The organism is Paenibacillus sp. GYB006 (assembly GCF_036577645.1).
Lineage (GTDB): Bacteria > Bacillota > Bacilli > Paenibacillales > Paenibacillaceae > Paenibacillus.
Genome location: NZ_JARBDA010000001.1, coordinates 1 through 20,372, shown reverse-complemented (window position 1 = coordinate 20,372; position 20,372 = coordinate 1). Strand labels below are relative to the sequence as shown.

19 protein-coding genes are annotated in these 20,372 nt (G+C 37.7%); 9 read left to right on the top strand and 10 right to left on the bottom strand.

Features of this window, described 5'->3' with window-relative positions; translation table 11 throughout:
* Positions 1-4: 4 nt before the first annotated feature.
* Genes PV403_RS00095 through PV403_RS00085 form a run of 3 tightly spaced genes read left to right on the top strand, consistent with a single transcriptional unit; the run spans position 5 to position 5,115 of the window.
* Complete coding sequence (locus PV403_RS00095; protein ID WP_160036988.1) at positions 5-2,812, top strand: helix-turn-helix domain-containing protein; 2,808 nt, start codon at positions 5-7, stop codon at positions 2,810-2,812.
* Between the two features lies 1 nt (position 2,813).
* Positions 2,814-4,439 (top strand): hypothetical protein, encoded by a 1,626-nt coding sequence (locus PV403_RS00090; RefSeq protein ID WP_236570672.1) that lies wholly within the window; start codon positions 2,814-2,816, stop codon positions 4,437-4,439.
* Positions 4,432-5,115, top strand: coding sequence for a hypothetical protein (locus PV403_RS00085; RefSeq protein ID WP_160036990.1), 684 nt, complete (start codon positions 4,432-4,434; stop codon positions 5,113-5,115). The genes PV403_RS00090 and PV403_RS00085 overlap by 8 nt, the downstream gene beginning before the upstream one ends.
* 320 nt (positions 5,116-5,435) lie before the next feature.
* Here PV403_RS00085 and arsC read toward each other — a convergent pair whose 3' ends face one another.
* The 3 genes from arsC to PV403_RS00070 all read right to left on the bottom strand — a co-directional run bounded on the left by arsC (position 5,436) and on the right by PV403_RS00070 (position 7,710).
* Positions 5,436-5,855, bottom strand: a complete 420-nt coding sequence (gene arsC / locus PV403_RS00080) for an arsenate reductase (thioredoxin) (protein WP_160036991.1) — start codon at positions 5,853-5,855, stop codon at positions 5,436-5,438.
* A gap of 39 nt (positions 5,856-5,894) precedes the next feature.
* Positions 5,895-7,184, bottom strand: coding sequence for an arsenic transporter (locus tag PV403_RS00075; RefSeq protein WP_160036993.1), 1,290 nt, complete (start codon positions 7,182-7,184; stop codon positions 5,895-5,897).
* A 172-nt stretch (positions 7,185-7,356) separates the two neighbouring features.
* On the bottom strand, positions 7,357-7,710 hold the full coding sequence (locus PV403_RS00070) for an ArsR/SmtB family transcription factor (protein ID WP_191804713.1): 354 nt from the start codon (positions 7,708-7,710) through the stop codon (positions 7,357-7,359).
* A gap of 161 nt (positions 7,711-7,871) precedes the next feature.
* Between PV403_RS00070 and PV403_RS00065 the strand changes: the two genes are divergently transcribed.
* The 3 genes from PV403_RS00065 to PV403_RS00055 all read left to right on the top strand — a co-directional run bounded on the left by PV403_RS00065 (position 7,872) and on the right by PV403_RS00055 (position 9,767).
* On the top strand, positions 7,872-8,189 hold the full coding sequence (locus PV403_RS00065) for an ArsR/SmtB family transcription factor (protein ID WP_374705808.1): 318 nt from the start codon (positions 7,872-7,874) through the stop codon (positions 8,187-8,189).
* Between the two features lie 28 nt (positions 8,190-8,217).
* Positions 8,218-9,171, top strand: coding sequence for a thioredoxin-disulfide reductase (gene trxB, locus PV403_RS00060; protein WP_160037150.1), 954 nt, complete (start codon positions 8,218-8,220; stop codon positions 9,169-9,171).
* 86 nt (positions 9,172-9,257) lie between these two features.
* The gene (locus tag PV403_RS00055) at positions 9,258-9,767 is read left to right on the top strand and encodes an arsinothricin resistance N-acetyltransferase ArsN1 family A (protein ID WP_201450771.1); all 510 of its coding nucleotides are present in this window, start codon (positions 9,258-9,260) and stop codon (positions 9,765-9,767) included.
* Between the two features lie 52 nt (positions 9,768-9,819).
* Here PV403_RS00055 and PV403_RS00050 read toward each other — a convergent pair whose 3' ends face one another.
* The 4 genes from PV403_RS00050 to PV403_RS00035 form a co-directional block, all read right to left on the bottom strand.
* Positions 9,820-9,999, bottom strand: a complete 180-nt coding sequence (locus tag PV403_RS00050; RefSeq protein WP_160037148.1) for a hypothetical protein — start codon at positions 9,997-9,999, stop codon at positions 9,820-9,822.
* 17 nt (positions 10,000-10,016) lie between these two features.
* Positions 10,017-10,883 (bottom strand): permease, encoded by an 867-nt coding sequence (locus tag PV403_RS00045; protein WP_191804712.1) that lies wholly within the window; start codon positions 10,881-10,883, stop codon positions 10,017-10,019.
* 49 nt (positions 10,884-10,932) lie between these two features.
* The gene (locus PV403_RS00040; RefSeq protein WP_160037146.1) at positions 10,933-11,385 is read right to left on the bottom strand and encodes a MarR family winged helix-turn-helix transcriptional regulator; all 453 of its coding nucleotides are present in this window, start codon (positions 11,383-11,385) and stop codon (positions 10,933-10,935) included.
* Positions 11,386-11,707: 322 nt separating this feature from the next.
* Positions 11,708-12,760, bottom strand: coding sequence for a flavin-containing monooxygenase (locus tag PV403_RS00035; protein ID WP_160037145.1), 1,053 nt, complete (start codon positions 12,758-12,760; stop codon positions 11,708-11,710).
* Between the two features lie 113 nt (positions 12,761-12,873).
* Here PV403_RS00035 and PV403_RS00030 point away from each other — a divergent pair, with 113 nt between their 5' ends.
* Both PV403_RS00030 and PV403_RS00025 read left to right on the top strand, forming a co-directional pair.
* Positions 12,874-13,218, top strand: a complete 345-nt coding sequence (locus tag PV403_RS00030; protein ID WP_160037144.1) for an ArsR/SmtB family transcription factor — start codon at positions 12,874-12,876, stop codon at positions 13,216-13,218.
* A 6-nt stretch (positions 13,219-13,224) separates the two neighbouring features.
* Positions 13,225-15,357, top strand: a complete 2,133-nt coding sequence (locus tag PV403_RS00025) for a heavy metal translocating P-type ATPase (RefSeq protein WP_160037143.1) — start codon at positions 13,225-13,227, stop codon at positions 15,355-15,357.
* 60 nt (positions 15,358-15,417) lie between these two features.
* On the opposite strand, the gene PV403_RS00020 is transcribed toward PV403_RS00025, so the two are convergent.
* Positions 15,418-16,748 (bottom strand): IS3 family transposase gene (locus PV403_RS00020; protein WP_332083222.1). Its coding sequence is split into 2 segments (ribosomal slippage): positions 15,418-16,370 and positions 16,370-16,748, totalling 1,332 coding nucleotides; the frame shifts between segments, so codons are not numbered across the junction.
* A 369-nt stretch (positions 16,749-17,117) separates the two neighbouring features.
* Here PV403_RS00020 and PV403_RS00015 point away from each other — a divergent pair.
* Positions 17,118-18,098, top strand: coding sequence for an arsenic resistance protein (locus PV403_RS00015; protein WP_160037152.1), 981 nt, complete (start codon positions 17,118-17,120; stop codon positions 18,096-18,098).
* A gap of 526 nt (positions 18,099-18,624) precedes the next feature.
* Here PV403_RS00015 and PV403_RS00010 read toward each other — a convergent pair.
* Positions 18,625-19,638, bottom strand: coding sequence for a zinc-dependent alcohol dehydrogenase family protein (locus PV403_RS00010; protein WP_332083221.1), 1,014 nt, complete (start codon positions 19,636-19,638; stop codon positions 18,625-18,627).
* Positions 19,639-19,822: 184 nt separating this feature from the next.
* Positions 19,823-20,125, bottom strand: coding sequence for an ArsR/SmtB family transcription factor (locus PV403_RS00005; protein ID WP_332083220.1), 303 nt, complete (start codon positions 20,123-20,125; stop codon positions 19,823-19,825).
* Positions 20,126-20,372: the final 247 nt, after the last annotated feature.

The following is a 20,372-nucleotide window of genomic DNA, read 5'->3' as shown; positions in this document are numbered from 1 at the left end:
AGAGTTGCATAATACATTGGAATATCTCACAAAATCTGAACTCGCAAGAGTTTTAAATGTCACCCATAGCACCGTTATAAGATGGATTACCGAGGGAAAAGTACCATCAATTGTTGAAATCAATAATAAATCCTTAATACCACAGGAAACCATCCCTTTGATAAAAAAGAACGTTGGGTATATAAATATGGACGAGTACATGAGTCTCGGAGAATTTCTTCGGCTCTTTAATATCAGCCATGAAACATATTTGAATTGGATTAAAAGGGGATGGGTTAAAGACAATGTTCGTTATGGTAGCACAGCCTACATCCCCCTTAGCTCCATAGATGAGATAAAGAAGTTAAGCGGTTATGTAAATGAAGATGATTATATAAACGTCAAACAGTTGAGTAGCATTCTGGATGTTAGCCCGGAGAAAATTTTCAGACACATTAAAAGTGGCTTGCTTGTAGATTTCCATAAATACAAAGACAAATATCTCTTTAAATTGGATTCTATTGAGGAGATCAAACGGAGCATTGGATATTACAATGATTTTAATCCAAATGATTACTTTAGGATAAATCAGGCAAAAGAAAATTTGAATATGGATTTCGATTTTCACTATTGGAAATCGAAAATACCGTACATCTTGCATATGGGAACACCCTATATACATATCAAGGATTTAAATCTTATTTTAGACCTGATAAAAGAAAAAAAGCCGAAAGTACCCTCTTCAATTCCGGTGCTAGAAAACTATGTAAATACCAAAATAGCTGCCGAATTATTACAAATTGGTCAGGCTACGTTGTCAATCCTTATTAATACCGGAAAAATTAAAGGAGCTATGAAAGTTCCGTTTAACAAAAGCCAAACCAGATGGATGATTCCGATAGAATCGATTGATGATTATAAGCAATCCCGAATATCTTTGATTGAGCATAAAACAGCAGTTCTTATGCCTGCCAATACATTAAGTCTGAAGATGATAGCCGAAAAGACCGGAGTGTCCTATAATTCACTGCGGTTGAAAATAAGAAGTAAACAGTTGTTTCCAAATGCCCAAAAGGTTAAAGGGATGTATTGTATACCGATTGAAGAGGCAAATCATTTTATCGAGAACACTCGCCAACATCGGTACGATAAAAAGGTAAATGTCTATACGAATAGAGACGCCTTAGAAGAGCTATTACACTATATGACTGTCTTTCCTTTGCCATTTCATTTAGAGAAAACGGCAGTGCTGTTTATGGAGTTCTGTACGATTAAATTGAGCAAGTTAAGAGGAAACCCAAGACACATTCGATCCTTTTTCAATTATTACAAATTTGTGTTCGAAACATTAAGGACCCTGGATAAAAATTTACATGAGTTGGGTGTTAGTGTAATAGACGGCATCATATATGAACAGATGGCCAATGAGCATACCAAACGAATTTTCGTTTCATTTTATTACTATTGTTATTCCAGCCGTGACCTTCCGGTCCCGAAACAGTACGTAGTTTCTAAAATAAACAACGATAAAGAAAAGGAAAAAGAAATTTATTCTCCTGAAGCATTTTATTCCTTCTACAGGTATGTGAAAGATGTATCGTTGCACTTATCGAATGCCATCATCAATGACTATTATGCAAATATGTGGGCATTTACGATCATGCACCTTACGAACGCATGGAGAGCTTCCGATATTGTTTTTAAGACTCCTAATCTCGACCTCTCCTCGATTCAGGTAGATTCGTTTGATTGGTTCAACAACAATGCATTAACGATTACACAGTGCCAAAAAGTCATCAATCAATTGTATTTGCAATTTCGATCAATCAAGACAAGTAAAACAACTGCGTTTGTTACATTCTTAGTCGAGCCGGAACTGGTAGAACCATTATCGACAGCACTGATTATTTCGGAATTGCATAGACAGAAAAATGAGAACTCATTTCTTCTAGAATCTTTCATTACGGGCACGAAAATTAAAACAGTGGCTACCTCAGGGAAATCCCGACATCAACATTTTTTTAAGTTGAATCCATCCCTTGAACCCTTTAAAAGCTTGAAGTTTAACAACAGTACCATGACTTACCTTTTCTATAGCATTAGTGATGAAGACGGGAATGATTCTGATGTGGCATTAGAACTAACTCAGAGGGTAAGGTCCCATAACAGGGCTGAGACCACGGCTATTTATGTTCAAGCTACAAACAAAGACGGAAGCTTGAATCAAGTATCTTCCAACCTTTTCCGGCGAGGACACTTTGGGTGGCTCTATAACTACTTGATATTATTGGCCAACGAAAAAGATGATATGCCCCGTACAATGGAAGATAAAACACTGGAAATTTCAGCTATTCGAAATCAATTAGAGAGCCCGGCTAACACCGAATTATGGGCTCAATTTCTCTTGCAGATAAGACAAAAACGAAGCTCTGTTATGTCGCGATTGGCAAAGCTAAGTAAAGAATCCCTCATTGAATTAATAGTAAAGATTTTTAAAGGAGAAAAGCCTTCAAAAACGGAAAACGCCCAGTGCATCACGTCTCCAAATTGTGAATACCCACGATTGAATTCGTGTTATTCATGCCCAAACATCATTCCCAAAAATTACTTATTTATCGAACTTAGTGGTGAATTTGACCGGTTAATTAAGTCGATTGAAACCACTGAGCATAGTGCCATTCGAAAAAAGGAATCCTATTTTCTTTTAAATTTACTCCTCCTACTTGACGAAGGAATCAACTTTTTCGGGGAGGAATATATTCAAGCTTTTTTAAACATACAACATGTTCGCGGGAAACTTAGCCAACTGGCAGACAAAATATATATTGAATAAGGTGGACCTTTTGGAATTTAAACTGTCTGAAGAATTGTTCGGAAATTCAATGGTAAGCGTGATCGAACAAATACATTACGATAAAATGGAAAACAAATTATATCTGAGCACTTTTTCAGCCCTAAAAGAAAATGGGTATATTGTGGCAGACTCTTTCAATGATCATATATGGATTATGCCGTGCAAGATAAAGGCAAATGATTTTCAACTTGTATTCGATCTCGACATATATAGTGACCTAAATGAAGCTGTCAAAGCCTTCATCACCTTACGGAGATCATCCGGGGTAAGTGCGCATAAGTGTTATGATGAAGTCCAGTTGCTTAAAAAAACCATAAGATTATCCAATGGTTTGAAACAAACGATTAAGGTGAAAGACAAGTTTGTATCTATGTCAGAACCACGCGCCTATTCCCTTTCAAATGTCTTGAAGAACTTCATCAGCTTTTTTTCCTGCGAACAAGGAGAGGAATTACGAAGGATCTGCGATACCGTTCCTTTCGCAACATATGGGAATAGAGATTTGCCGCACTTCCACGATGTACTGGTTTTCAATGATATTGTAAATGATTTTTTTCAGACCAAGCCAATAGAACAGACCCTAAAATTTATGCCCATTATGTTTTGGTGGCTTATCACAAATATCTTGCCTCAGAGACCAACAGAGCTACTGTTAATGAATATAGACTGCCTTGAACATACAACTGAAGGAACCATGTGGCTTAAAGTTCCCAGAATCAAAAATGAAAGTGATTCTCCGGATAGAGTTATTCAGTATGATTCAATCCAGATAGATACTAAAACCTACCGATTAATTTCTTTCTACAAAATGAAGCTAATCGAATTTGGTATTGAGGACGACTACCTTTTCCCTAGAGGGTTTTATCAGCTGTTCCGGAAAAGACCAAAACGTCAAGCATTCAATCGAATGACACTATACAATTTTGATGTGTTACTGCAGGAGTTTTATAACGAGGTCGTTGAGGGTATGTATTCAGAGACAAACCTTGATAAAATTAAGCCTGGAGATACCAGACACTTCGCAATTATCAATATGTTTTTGCAAGGCTTTAACATGCTTTCCATCGCAAGAATGGCAGGACATGATGTTATTGCCACACAGGATAATTATTATTCACATGCCGAACATTTTTCTCAATCGTATGTCTATATATTGGCTCAAAAGATGCTGGAACGTAAGGTTTCAGACACTATGCCTGAAGGATTTATTGGATGGAAACGGGATGCATATGATAAAGGGAAAATTTACAATAACCAGGACACATTGAAAATGTTAAAAGTAGACTACGGTTATTGTAAGGAAAAGAAAGAAATCTTCCCCTCCTCGTGTGTCGAAGACTGTAGGGTGTGCAGCAACTACGTTTTTAAACCGGATATTGATAACTACGAACACGGGATTGAATGGCTGCAGGACTATTCCGGTGTCCTTAATCAGCGAATGAATGAAGTACACTTAATATTGAAGGAACAGTGCAGTTCATCACTCCTATCGAACCATCCTGCTTCTGCCGAAATTTCAAAGACAAATTCAATGAAACTGGTAAAATACATGAATCAGAAAGCGATTATTGATTCGATCTTGATGGAGGAAGACAGGTATGACTAAAGAACAAGAAGGACAGGCTGGAAAAGGCAGACCTTCCAATTATACTGACGAACAACTCAAGGAAATGGCGTTGGACATTAAAAAGAAATATAAAGGACGAAAACTAACTTACCTTTTATTGGAGAAGGAAACCGGCATCGGAAGGAATACGTGGAGCAGACGTATTCCTGAAACGATAGAAGTATTAAATAATCCTGTTCCAAGGTCGATTGGAATATCCGAAAGTGATGATGTTTACTTTCCGAATATTGAACAAATTTTTGACCATTATAAAAATGATAAGAACAAAATAATCAGCGAGCTTTATTTCATCGAAACGGCATTCTACGAACTTTATAATACGGTTAAGAATCTGAAAGAGGAGCTGAATCGAAGAAAAGAACACAGTGTCGAACTAAAAATAAAAAACGATGAAATACGGCTGTTGCAAGCACAGGTGAAACATTATGAACAATTATACAATCAGCAGATGGTTTCAAGTGCCTTTTCTCACCTGCAGTCACAAAACCAGGTAAAAGACAATCTACTACAGTTTGATAAAAACAACAGGAAACATGCGAGTTTGGAAAATTTAGAAACCCTTTTTGAAACGGAAGGATCTAATCCCTCCGAAAAAAATACAAGTCTATCTAAAATGGAAACCAGGTTCAGTAATATATTCAAAAAGGACCGTTAGGACCTCAAATTGTCGAGAAACCCAGACGTCTTGTGCCAAGACTATGGGTTTCTCTTATTTGGGACTGAGAAAAAGCAGGGGTGAGGGAGATTGCCCCTGCGTTACCCTCCTCGTGCATGTGGTGGACCTCCGTCATGCAACGCCACACCGCGCGCTGGACCTGGCGCGCGTGAGAATGGGACTTAAAAATAAAGTCTTAGACTGCCGCTGGTTTATTCAACTAACGTTTCTTCATTAGTTCAATACCTTGTTACTCTTTTAGATGTCACAATTAATTTAATCTGAATTACAATGTATCTCTTGTACTGGACTTTTATTATCTACTCACCTGTTTTTGCGAACGTTTCGATGCGCTGTCCAATTTCATCGCGTACACGCTGAAATACAGACCATTTTTCTTCGTCCGTTCCTTGAGCTTTTGCTGGATCATCAAATCCCCAATGTTCACGGCGAACACTTGGAGGAGTAATTGGGCACTTATCCGCTGCATCACCGCAAAGAGTGACAACAAGATCAGCAGCGTTCAAAATGGCTGGGTCAATAATATCAGAAGTTTGATTGGAGATATCAATACCCACTTCATTCATCGCTTTCACCGCATTTGGATTTAAGCCGTGTGCTTCAATTCCTGCGCTATATACATTCCACTGGTCACCAAGATATTTTTTAGCCCAACCTTCAGCCATTTGGCTGCGGCAAGAATTTCCTGTGCATAAGAAATAGATCGTTTTTTTACTCATAAATTTTTTTCTCCTTTTAGTAAGACTAAAGCTATTTTTTTATAAAATGAGAAGCCATAGATACAACCCTAGAAGCGTAATAAACAAAGTAGGAATTGTAATGATAACCCCTGTCTTAAAGTAAGTTCCCCATGGTATTTTGATGCCTTTCGTTGAAAGTACATGAAGCCACAAAAGGGTGGCTAATGAACCGATTGGGGTAATTTTAGGCCCTAAGTCAGACCCAATTACGTTTGCGTAAATTAAACCCTCTTGAATAACTCCTGTAGCGTGAGTTGCATCAATGGCAAGCGCATTAATCATCACCGTTGGCATGTTATTCATAATGGAGGAAAGAATTGCTGCAATAAATCCCATACCCATCGTTGCGATAAATAGTCCTTGCTCTGCCAAAGATCCTATCACCTCAGCTAAGAGATCTGTCATACCTGCATTTCGAAGTCCATATACAACAACGTACATTCCGATCGAAAAGAATACGATGTTCCAAGGTGCACCTTTCACCACTTCTTTCGTTTGTACGACTGAGCTCTTTCTTGCCAGCAGTAAGAAGGTAAGTGCAATGATCCCTGCAACAATAGATACCGGAATACCTACAAACTCACTTACAAAGTAGCCAATAACAAGTATAGCTAGGACATACCATGACACTCTAAACATCGCTGGGTCCTTAATTGCCTCAGATGGAGCCTTAAGCTCAGAATCATCAAACTTTTTCGGAATGCTTTTTCTGAAAAATAAGTAAAGGACTAAAATACTTGCTACTAGAGAGAAAAGATTAGGAATGATCATTCGACTAGCATACTCATTGAAGCTAATTCCAAAGAAATCAGCAGATACGATATTGACCAGGTTGCTTACAACGAGCGGAAGTGATGTTGTATCTGCTATAAAACCGCTGGCAATAATAAACGGAAACACTCTTTTTTCATCAAAATTGAGTGCACGCACCATGGCAAGCACGATAGGTGTCAAAATGAGTGCAGCACCGTCATTTGCAAAGAAGGCAGCAACGACAGCGCCAAGTACACTAATGTACACAAACATTCGGATTCCATTTCCTTTTGCTGCTCGGGCCATATGTAGTGCAGCCCATTCAAAGAACCCGATACGATCCAAAATCAGTGAAATTAAGATAATGGCCACAAATGCTAATGTCGCATTCCATACGATTTGAGTAACGTCCCAAACATCTTGGAAACTTACAACTCCAACTAACAAAGCAAGAACAGCACCACCACATGCAGACCAACCAATATTTAAGTTTTTCGGCTGCCAAATAACAAATACCAGTGTTACTAAAAAAATGAGACAAGCTAAGATTGTCAAAACCACTATAACACCTCCAAGTTGACTATCTTCTAATAAACTAAGTAGGATTTGTGCTTATCTGTAAAAAAACCAAAACGCGAAGATATAGTCTTTATCATGAGTCATGAACCGCCTCCTTTATTCAGTGATCATTATATAAGCATATGCTTATATAAACAACCCACTTTTTTTATTTTTCCACGCAACAAGAAGACTTTAAATCCCGCTTATTAAGGTCTTTTAGAATTTGCTGAGCACCAGGTAAACTCTCCAGAACTGCCTGAATATACGGTTTGTCTTCGACATGAAGCGAATAATAGATCCACTGACTTCGTCTCGACTCTTTTACAAGATCCAGCGACCTTAATTTCCTAATATGCTGGCTCACCGCCGGCTGAGACATTTCAAAAATATCAACGAACTCACAAACACACCATTCCCGATCTTTTAAAAGCAGTAACATTGTAAGCCTCGTTTTATCTCCTAAAAGTTTTAAACGATCTGCTACGAGAGATAAATCAGATGCAGCTAATACCTCACTCATGATCTTCACCCCTTTCGTACGGTCAATTATTATCTTTTTGCCTCCATCATACATAACATCAATCCATTTATCAAATAATCTTGATGTATTGAAACTAAAGCCTCTCTGTGTTAGGATTTCATTAATCAAAATTATTTGATTTATAAAGGAGTTTATTCCTCATGACAACAGATGTCGCAATGTTGGCTGACTATGAGTCCAAATTTAAAGCCTTAGCTGATCAGAAGAGACTGCTCATTATGAGTGAGCTTTGCCAATATGAAGAAGTTTGCGTTTGCGATTTGGTAGAAAAAATGGATATACCTCAGTCCAAACTCTCCTATCACCTTAAGATCCTTCATGATGCCGGCTTTATACTGAAAGAAACAAGAGGTACCTGGAGTTATTATCGGATAAATGAAAGTGAAGTCAATAAGATCTTATCTCCGGAATTGTGCTGCATCTTCACAAAACCTAATACCAATCAAACGAAGTGTTAATCTAATATGCCCTATAAGGAGGATTCTTATGTATAAATCAGTTATTATTGGGACAGGACCAGCAGGATACACAGCGGCCATTTATTTGGCTCGTGCGAATATGAATCCGCTTGTTATTGAAGGACTTCAGCCTGGAGGCCAGCTAACCACGACTACCGAAATTGAAAACTTCCCAGGATTTCCTGATGGAATTATGGGACCGGAACTTATGGATAACATGCGAAAACAAGCAGAACGTTTTGGCGCTCAGTTCAAATCCGGATTCGTTAGTGAAGTGGACTTTAGCAAACGACCATTTAAAATCAAAATTGAAGGTCAAGATGAGATTGAGGCAGAATCCGTTATTATCTCCACTGGAGCGTCAGCTAGATATCTTGATATTCCTAATGAACAAGAATATGTGGGTCGAGGCGTTAGTACCTGCGCTACTTGCGACGGATTCTTTTTCCGCAATAAGAAAATCATCGTAGTAGGCGGTGGAGACTCTGCTATGGAAGAAGCTAGCTTCTTAACTCGTTTTGCTTCTGAAGTCGTACTAGTCCATCGCCGGGATGAATTAAGAGCATCTAAAATTATGCAAGACCGTGCAAAATCAAATTCAAAAATCACATTTGCTTTAAATCGAACACCGATTGAAGTACTTCCCCAAGACATGGGGATTCGAGGATTAAAGGTCCGTAATAATGAAACCGGACAAGAAGAAATAATCGAAGCTGACGGTTTATTTATAGCTATAGGGCATAATCCAAACATCTCATTTTTAGGTGAGCAGATCACTACCGACCCTCTTGGATACATTGTTGTTAATCCAGGAACGACAGAAACCAATATTCCCGGCGTGTTTGCCTGCGGTGATGTACAAGACTCCAAGTACCGTCAAGCTATTACAGCAGCAGGTTCCGGATGTATGGCTGCCATGGACTGTGAAAGGTTTTTAGAGGGTTCCTCCGTTCATGACTGGAGCGAAACACTGGATCAATAATTTTACTAAGAACTAAGCTCATCAAACTAACTTTGATGAGCTTTTGTTTTATATTAGTAGTATGAATCTAGATGGAGGTTCAAAAAATGAAAATACAAGTCCGCCCAGCGATTGAAAAAGACGCACAAGAAATTATGGAGATTTATAATTACTCCCTCGTCGTAGAGAAAAATGCAACCTTTGAAACAATCCCTAAAACGCTAGAAGATCGAATGGAGTGGATTCAATCACAAGGTGAAAGATTTCCTATCCTCGTAGCAGAACTAAATCATCAGATTATAGGCTGGGCATCCGTATCTAGTTATCGTTCTAGGGAATGTTATCAAGGCATTGGGGAGTTTTCAGTATATGTACATAAAGATTTTAGAAAACAAAATGTAGGTTACACCCTCCTACTCCAGCTATTAAACGTCTCCAAGGAAGCTGGTTACTGGAAACTACTTTCTCGTATTTTCACTTTTAATAAGGGAAGCCGAAAACTGTGCGAACGATGTGGATTCAGAGAAGTCGGTATTTATGAAAAACACGCTAAATTAGAAGATCAGTGGATTGACTGTGTTATTGTAGAGAAAATGATCCCTGAAAATTTAAATTAAGAAAGAATATAAAAAAACAAGGCTCTGCTAATATTGAGCCTTGTTTTTTGTATTAATTAGAGGATGAAGGTGTAGTCTTGCAGCAGCTATCCGAAGAAAGATCTGTATCCTTTTCATCTTTTACTTCTTCGATTTTTATGTTACAACAAGATTGCTTTTCCTCTTTTACCTCTTCAATTTTCACACTGCAGCAATCGTCGTTTTTCTTTGATTTCTTAAACAAGTTAAACATGATTAGATTCACCTCCTTTAAATAATGTAGAATAAGAATCCTGATAACGTAGCCATCGTAATAACAGAAGCTACAAAAGCAACGACCAATCGTTTATGGAAAATGGAATTTAATAATGCTACTTCTGGAATACTTGCTCCAACTGACCCTATCATCAATGCCATCACAGGAGGAAAAGCCATTCCTTTTGCGATCAGTATTTTAGATAATGGGATCATCGTTTCAATACGCACATATAATGGAATTCCAATGACAGCTGCAATTGGAACAAGCCACCACTTATCTCCTCCTAAATATGTGCTAATAAATTCTGTCGGTACCGCTTCATGAATAAATGCTCCAATTGCAGCACCAATAAGAAGATACGGATAAACGGTCTTCATAAGATTTAGCGTTTCTGTGACAGCAGCCTTAAAGCTAAATTTCATCTCACCTTCCTTATATCCAGTCATGTTCACTTTTTTTACTGCTGCTTCAAAACCGAATTTTTCTAGCAACAGTCCAACAAGGGCTGAGAAGATGGCAGTAATAATGGTGTATGTTATAGCGACTTTTATACCAAGCATCGCAGCCATCAGTGTAATAATAGTTGGATCTAATAAAGGAGATGAAAATAAGAACACCATGACAATCCCAAAACGCACTTTTTTATTTAATAGGTTCACGACTACCGGTATGGTAGAACAAGAACAAAATGGTGTAACAAAGGCAAAGACAAGGGCTGCCAATACCCCTAAAAAGGTGTTTTTTCCTGAAAGATATTTGTTGATTTTGTCGTAAGGTATAATACCTTGAAGCAAGTTAACTACAAATGATATACCTACGAAAAGCGCCAATAGTTCAAAGGCGATGATAAAAAATTCGCTAATTATTTCTTTAATCATGTCTACACTCCTATATAGTTGCAAATTGCAAGTATTTATTTGAATTGTATTACCCTAAAGGGGTAGTACAACACTTCGTGGTTTTCTCCATATTTTTGTTCAGTAATTGAATAGAATGTACAACCATCTCTTGTTCTTCTTGACTCATATTCGCGAAAACATCATCCAAATATTGATTCATTTGCCCATCTATATTTTCAGCAACTTCTTTTCCTTCTTCTGTAAGTGATAAAATAAAAATTCTTCGATCCTTTGGATCAGGTGTTTTAGAAACTAAATTTATTTTAATTAACGTTTGTACTTGTCTGCTAAAAGTAGTGATATCTGTTCCTAATGTTTCCGCCACTTGTTGCATAGAGGGCTCATGCTGACGATCAATCTCATATAAAATATGACTTTGAACAAGAGAAATATCGTGGCCACCAGCCTGACAACAGTTTTTATTTAAAAAGCCAAAACGTCGACTAAAGACTTGGAAAAGCTCTCTTAAATTTTGATCCATTATAAATCACCTCTTCCGTAATAAGCTGTTGTGAAATACTTGTAAGTTACAAATGTTAATTATAATATAAATTAATTATTTGCAGTTTGCAAGTATTTTATGTGCGGAATTTTTCAGTTGTATATTTTAAGATCATAGCGTCTAAACCATATATGTTCCTGAAGAACAAGGCTTCCTGTAAGGATAAGAAAGGGTTTGATAATTTTCCACCTACTCTTATCATCTAACATTTAATTAAGAACTTACACGTTAGTAAAAAACAGCTGATCACTTTAATCAGCTGTCTTCTCACTGAACTAATGTTTCCCATCAGTTGAACATATTATTTTATAACATTTATATGGCTTACAATTTTTTGAGCATCATATTTTACCCAACCCAATAAAGCTGAACCCCTAGAACTTTGCCAAGGGAGCCCGACATAATACAACCCTCTAATCGGAGACATGCCTGAATAATGCTTAATTTGACCATGTGAATCAAATGCTCCTTGAATGTCAATCCACTCGTCGTTCCGCTTAAAACCTGTGGCCCATATTATATTTTTCACTTCAATATCAGTTCCATCTTCAAAAATAATTATATCTCTTTTCGCATTCAATGCACGAGGATAGATCTTCACTTTTCCTTTTTTAGCTAGTTTTTTTAATTCATATCCGTATACTTGCTCGGGCTGCTTTTTCAGCCATCTTCCAAATGGACCTTGCGTGCTTGCGCGAAGAAACCCTAGTGTTTCAAAATACCAAAAAATACTTTGATTCAAGATATACAAGGGCTTGAATGAGATATTACGAGCTACCGATATGTAAACGGGTCTAGTTTCCTTTTGATCCTGAGCTATCTCTGTTGCTATTTGTGTACCAGAGTTTCCACCACCGACAACTAGTGTGTTTCCTTCTCTTAATTGGCTTGGATTAAGATATTCAGAAGAGTGCAACTGTGTAACATTTCTTGATATTAGTTTAGAAAATTTCGGGATATTTGGAACCTGGAAAGGACCAGTTGAAACAATAATGTTATGTGCCTCAATAGTACCTTCCGATGTTTCTATTTTAAAAATTTCCCCTTCTTTCCAAAGTCGCTTGGCAGGACATTTTAATTTGATCGGGAGATCGATGTTATTCGCGTAAGACTCAAGATAATCCGCTATCTCATCTTTACTAGGTAGCCCGTTCCTCTCTCCTTCCATTTCCATTCCTGGCAATTCATCATATATCCTGGGTGTAAAAAGGTGTAGAGAGTCGTAACGATGTCGCCATGAATCCCCAATTGAGTTTGCTGCTTCCACAATCAAAAATCTTAAACCGGCCTGTTTGAGATAATAACCAGTAGCCAAACCAGCTTGACCAGCACCTATTACTAATACATCGTACATTTTGTTATCCTCCCTTAACTATTTTCTAACAATCAAATGATCGTTTGATTGAATAATCATAATATGATAAGCTCATAATAATCAAACAATCATTTGATTAATGGAGGGGTACCATGAAAGATAGCTGTGAGATTTATTGTTATGACGAAACAAGAGTACGTAAAGTACAACATGCTCTACAACAACAAAACATTCAGATAATGTCAAAAATGTTTAAGGCTCTCGCAGATGAAACACGATTGAAGATTGTATTTTCTTTATGTGAAGAAGAACTTTGCGTATGTGACGTGGCAAATATTACTGGGTCCTCATTGGCTACTGCATCGCATCATCTGCGAATACTAAAGCAACTTGGTTTAGCAAAATACCGAAAAGAAGGAAAGTTAGTTTTCTATTCATTAGAAGATGATCATGTACGTCAACTAGTTCAATTAGCCTCAATGCATACAAGGAGTTGATGAGTCATGCAACAACATGAGGAAAAAATCAATGAAAAACAAGTTTACCGTGTACAGGGTTTTACTTGTACAAATTGTGCAGGTATGTTTGAGAATAATGTAAAAAATCTTCCTGGCGTATCAGATGCAAAGGTAAACTTTGGTGCAGCCAAAATAACCGTTTATGGAAATGCCACCGTGGAAGAGTTAGAAAAGGCTGGTTCATTTGAAAACTTAAAAATTTCTCCTGAAAGACAAAGAATTATTGAAAAAAAGGAACCTTTTTGGAAAGAAAACTGGAACTTAATTCTTTCTATTTTGTTTATGGCTGCTGGCTATTTTCTCGCTTCTCGCTATGGAGAAGAGGAGTTAATTCCTGCTTTAACATTTAGCGCGGCAATTATTATTGGCGGTTATAATTTATTCAAAAAGGGGATTAAGAATCTATTTCGTTTGCAGTTTGACATGAACACACTCATGACAGTAGCTATAATTGGGGCTGCTGCTATCGGTGAATGGGGCGAAGGTGCAGTCGTTGTAGTCCTCTTTGCAATAAGCGAGACTCTAGAACGCTACTCGATGCAAAAAGCACGTCAATCTATTCGATCCCTTATGAACATTGCGCCTAAAGAAGCTTTAATTCGACGTGGTTCTTCTGAAAAAATGGTGAATGTTGATGATATTCAGGTTGGAGATGTAATGATCGTTAAGCCAGGACAAAAACTGGCTATGGATGGCATTGTCATTAAAGGTACTTCGACGCTGAATCAAGCGGCAATCACGGGCGAATCGGTTCCTGTTACAAAAACTATCGATGATGAAGTATTTGCAGGTACCCTAAATGAAGAAGGCTTACTTGAAATCAGAGTTACCAAACGAGTTGAAGATACTACTATTTCTAAGATTATTCACCTTGTAGAAGAAGCACAAGCCGAACGAGCTCCTTCACAAGCGTTTGTGGACCGTTTCGCTAAGTATTACACACCTGCAATAATGGTGCTCGCCATCGGTATCGCCATCGTCCCACCACTCTTTGGTGCTGACTGGGGAGATTGGATATATCGTGGTTTATCGCTTCTTGTAGTAGGATGTCCTTGTGCTTTGGTTATTTCTACTCCTATTTCAATTGTCACCGCAATCGGCAACGCTGCAAAGAATGGTGTTCTGATCAAAGGTGGTATTCATCTGGAAGAAGCCGGACGCATTTCAGCTGTAGCTTTTGACAAAACTGGCACCTTAACAAAAGGGTTTCCAGAAGTAACAGATATCGCCGTATTTAACGGGCAGAATGAAAGTGAAGTACTTTCGATTGCTGCTTTGATTGAAAAAGGTTCACAACATCCGCTTGCATCTGCAATTGTTCGGAAAGCGGAAAAATTAGGTGCTGACCTATCGCACTCAGTTGATGACTTTCAATCCATTACAGGTAAGGGTGTAAAAGCTTCCATTGGTGGCCAGCTATACTTTATTGGAAGTCCTAAACTATTTGAGGAACTACACTCTAAATCTATAGATACGAAACGCGAGCGAATCAGCACGCTGCAGACTCAAGGGAAAACTGTTATGGTACTAGGCACACAACAAGAAGTAATTGCCTTGATTGCAGTGGCCGACGCGGTACGCGATTCCAGTAAATCGGTTATTGAAGAACTGCATTCTATCGGGGTTAAAAAGACAGTTATGCTTACTGGAGATAACCAAGCAACGGCTAATGCAATTGGAAGCCAGTTGGGCGTAGCCGAAGTCAAAGCAGAGTTGTTACCCCAAGACAAGCTAAATTACATTAAGAAACTTCGGGAAAGCTATTCACACGTAGCAATGGTTGGTGACGGAGTAAATGATGCACCTGCACTTGCCGCTTCTACTGTAGGTATTGCCATGGGCGGCGCAGGTACGGATACTGCACTTGAGACAGCCGATATTGCATTAATGGCTGACGACTTGAGAAAACTCCCCTACACAATTCGTTTAAGCAAGAAAACTCTTGCGATTATCAAACAAAACGTAGCGTTTTCCTTAGGAATTAAGTTGTTAGCATTAGTGCTTATTGTACCTGGATGGCTAACTCTATGGCTTGCAATTCTTGCGGATATGGGAGCAACTTTGATCGTGACTCTAAACAGTTTAAGACTTTTAAAAGTGAAAAAAGAAGATAAGTAGACAAAGAACTGAACTGAACCCTATAAAGTAGACAGTTTTAAAAAAAGGATACGTTCGTATTTAAGCGGCAATGAGATGACTTCGGTATGCTGCCGGAGTCATCCTTTTTAATGTCCATTGCTTTCTTGTGTTGTTATAGTGATCCATGTAATCATCAATCATTTGTTTTAATTCTCCTATATTGGTTGCCTGTTTATAAGGAACTTCGTCTTTCATATGTCCAAAGAAAGATTCCATTGGTGCGTTATCTAAGCAGTTCCCTTTTCGTGACATGGATTGTAGGAATCCCATTCTCTTCACTTGAGACTGGTACTCTGGATGGGTGTAGTGAAATCCTTGATCGGAATGAATCATCGCTTCTGGATGCAATCGATTCCGAGTAAAATCTTCTAACTTCCTTAATGTTCGATAGACAATCTCCATTCGTAAACTCGCTGAGAGTTCATAAGCGACAATTTCTCGTGTCGCCACATCTTTCACACAAGATAAATAAGCCGTTTTGCCACCACCAATTTGTAGGTAGGTGATGTCCGTCAAGAAGACTTTCCCAGGTTCCTTCTGATTAAACTGACGGTTCAAATGGTTTGGTACCTGACGGTGAGCTTCCGTGGCTTTGGTCAATGTTCGGTAAGGGTTCGCTCTTCGTACTTTCGCGAAGAAGTGAAACTTGCGCATTAAACGCAAGATTTTCTTGTGATTCATAGGCTGACCAGCTTTTTCGGCGACTTCCATATACAAACCACGATAGCCGATTTTTCCGTTGAACTGATCATAAATCTCTTTTAGAAAGACGTAATCCTGATAATCAGATTCCTCACGGAGGGCTTGTTTTCCGCTACTTCGAAGCCATTTATAATAGCCGCTCGGACTCACTTTAGCTACTTCACATAAGTAACGGACCATATTCTTCAATTGATACAGCCGAATCGTCTCATTGATGACTTGGTATTTCTCTCGGGCTGTTAACGACGATTCTTCTTCGCCTGCCTTTCCAACTCGTCTAGCTTTTTTAGTAGGGTCAATTCTGCCTCTAACAGACGAATTCGTGCTTCCGCTTGAGCTAATTTCTTCTCAGCAGAGGCATTTTCTTTCTTAGGGCGTCCCTTACTCGCTTTTCCTCGGCGTTCCTCTAAAAAACCATTTTCTCCATAGGTATGGAAGGTTCTACGCCAACGAGCTAAGGCGCTTTGTGCTTTCTTTATACCAATCACCTTCAAATCGAAGCCAGCTTCTGTGAAGATTTCTACGGGTCCTTTACCAGATTGGTTTTGTTTAACCGCCTGTAGTTTGAAGTCAGGGGTATATTGAATCGTGCGGTCGGTCACGATTTCAACGTTTGGATTGGCTTCTAGTTGTCTCTGTTGATGTTCATTAAAGATAATCTTACTCATAAAAAATACTCCGTTCTAAAATTGTAATGTTAGTATAACGGGACTTTTCTAGAAAGAGAATAGAAAAACCCCGAATCGAGTCCACTTTTTTTAAAAGTGTCTACCATTCGGGGTTCAGTTCAAACATTTGAAAGAGTTGTTTTTTTGTAATTAAAGTATTAACCTGCCAAAAATCAGCCGATTGTTAGCGGCTGATTTTTTTAAAACTATTATTTTCCGGTAATTCAATAAAAAATAGATCAGTTTTTGCTATCCTTGATCAAGGTGAACAAGATTTTGAACTGAATGTTACGAAACCAAGGTTTTGAGTAATTCATTCGTTTATCTTTCTTTGTATGCTACAATTTACCTTAAAAAAAGGGGAGCACCATTTTGATTACAAGAGAAAATTTAGAGAACAAACAGATATGGATATACGCTGTAACGTTAATTGTAGGTGGACTAACAGGGGTCTATCTTCCTCAATTTGGTTCTTCACTTGAAGTTGCGATTTCTCCATTCATTGCTATACTGTTATACACTATGTTTGCACAAATTCCTTTTCTTGAATTAAAAAAATCATTGTCAAATGTTAAATTCATAATAGGATTATTGGTGTCAAACTTTATTGTCGTTCCGATCATTGTATGGATTTTAACTATGATATTCCCTCAATCACCTTATGTACTTCTAGGAATTCACTTAGTTTTATTGACTCCTTGTATTGATTACGTGATTGTATTTACTAAGCTTGGACGTGGAAATGAAAAACTTATGCTTGCAGCTACACCGATACTTTTTGTGTTACAAATGATATTACTTCCATTTTATCTATGGTTGTTTATGGGTGAAGATACAGCACAGATCGTAAAGGTTGAACCTTTCCTAGAAGCATTCTTGTTTCTAATTGCACTTCCACTCCTACTTGCAATATTAACTCAAGTATGGGCTAAACGAGGATTGAAAGGAAAAGGTGTTCTTCAGTTCACTACATGGCTTCCGGTGCCTTTCATGGCTTTAGTACTGCTGGTAGTAGTTGCTTCTCAGATAGAAAACGTGGTTAGTGACTTTCAATTGATCTTAGCAGTAGTACCAATTTATCTCTTGTTTCATATCTTTATGCCTATTTTTTCAAAGATGGTAACGAAACTATTTAAACTAGATGTTGGTGCAAGCCGAGCTGTTGTGTTCAGTTCAAGTACAAGAAATTCTTTGGTAGTCTTACCATTGGCTTTATCATTACCCAACGAGTACGCCGTAATAACTGCTGCGGTTATAGTAACCCAAACTATAGTGGAATTAGTTATGGAGTTATTCTATATAAAAATTATTCCATCATTTGTGATAAAGGAAAAGCAACCGGTCTTATGATCGGTTGCTTTTTTTCTTGAACTAACGTTTCTACGTTAGCTTCATACGTTCAATTAAAGGAAGATTTATGACCAGTTCATTCCCAAAAAACCTACCAAAACATATACAAAAGCTATCAGCAGTAGCCAATATAAGATATTAAACGGATTGTCCCTAAGGTTTAGTAGGGCTCTTATCCACTTCAGAGGAGCTCTCATAAATTAAACCTCCTACTTTCTTGCTTTCTTGGCTACAGAAATCGTAAATCGGTTTTAAAAATATATACTCCATTATTGAACTAACGTTTTTCCGTTAGATTAATCCTTATCTTTCCATAGTACCAACTTATAGATTCTTCTGGCACACAAATTAGTGCCTCAAATATCTCTTAATTTTTCTTTTTTCTTTGGATAGAAAGTACCTTTTAGTTGAAATGATTAAGATTCAAGGCTATTGAAAATCAGAAGAAGGGCTACCCCTTAGTCATATTTAATGACTTCAAGATAGCCCCATTATCCCTAACAGTCAGATAAAAAGGTCCATTTACTTATTCGGATACTTTGATTACTATTTTACCAAAAGCTCCACGACCCAAATGCTCGTAGGCTTGAATAGCCTCATCAAATGAGTACACTGTATCAATAACTGGACGAATATTTAGTTCATTAAAGGCTTTGTTCATGTCATCGAAAGCTTTGCGGTGACCGACATAGATGCCATGGATCTGCGCTTGTTTTGCTAATAATTCAAATAAATTCACTTCCGCCATCATGCTTTTCAGAAATCCAATAATATAAATATGTCCTTGGAGTGCAAGTGCCTCAATTGAACGGTTAATACTATCTCCACCGACAACCTCCAAAATATGTTGAGCCCCTCTGCCATCTGTCAGTTTTAGCACCTCTTGTTCCCAATCTGGTGTCTTCACATAGTTGATGACATTTTTTGCGCCTAACTCTTTTACTCGTTCACCTTTAGCATCACTGCTTGTTGTCACAATTACTCGTGCGCCTAATGCAGAGGCGATTTGAATCGCATAAACGGAAACACCCCCTGTACCTAAAACAAGTACTGTATCACCGGCTTTGATTTTGCCGTATTCTACTAAAGAAAACCACACTGTTAATGCTGCTATTGGCAATGTTGAAGCTTCTTCATCTGTTAAATTAGCTGGCGCTAATACTGCGGCATATTCATCTAACAGCATATATTCGGCTAGGCCACCATCATTCGGTCCACCTACTGCTGTTGGAGCATAGTCTTCGCTTGGTGCCCCATCAACCCATTTTGTATAAAGATGTGAAACAACACGGTCACCCTCTTTAAACTGTGTTACTTCTGAACCTATACCTACCACAACACCTACTGCATCCGATACGGGGATGAAAGGCTTGCTCATTAAATCTGGTAAATAATCGCCGTCCATGATCGATTTATCACGAAAGTTCAGTGATACCGCCTTTACTTTAATTAAAATTTGTTTTGGACCTGGTGTTGGTTTTTTCACTTCAACTAATTTTAAATTTTCTAATCCAATACCTTGCTTTTGCCACGCTTTCATGAATTAAAACCTCGCTTAAATATAATTTTAGTTTGTAACAAAGGACATATTATCTTTAAGTGCTTTTCAAATCTACAAATTAAGAATTAACGATATGTTTTAGTTAAAAAAATATCGACATATTACTAATTATCGATACGATAGGTGTAACAACAGCCAAACTCTTACTGAATTTTGGCTGTTGTTAAAGTTCTGTTTGAATGAATTCACCTAAATTTTTTATGGCTTCCTCATCCCTTTTGTAATAAGTCCATTTGCCTATTCGCGTCGCCTTAATTAAACCAGCTTTTTGCAATGTAGATAGGTATTGGGAAGCAGTAGATTGAGTCATATTTAACTTCTCTGTTATTTGACTAACGCATACCCCAACTTCTGCTAAATCAATACCATCTTGTAGTTTGAAATGAGTAAAAGGGTCTTTAAGCCATTCTAAAATTTGTAACCTGGCCTCATTTGAAAGTGATTTAAAGATAGTTAACTTGTCCATGTCTACATTATAAATCGATAAAAAACGAATTGTCAAACTAAACTAACATTTATAACTAGAATTTTTATTGTGAATTTTTTTCTTCTTTAACTATTCTGCTATCTCTTCTTGTTTATTGATCTATCGTTTTTTCGTTAGTTCAAATGAGTAGTTCATTTTTTTAATTGAGTAATTTTTCTTAGAATTACTACTGTACAGACAGATATAACACTAGCTAAGTATAAAAGAGCGTATGCTATAGCAGCAT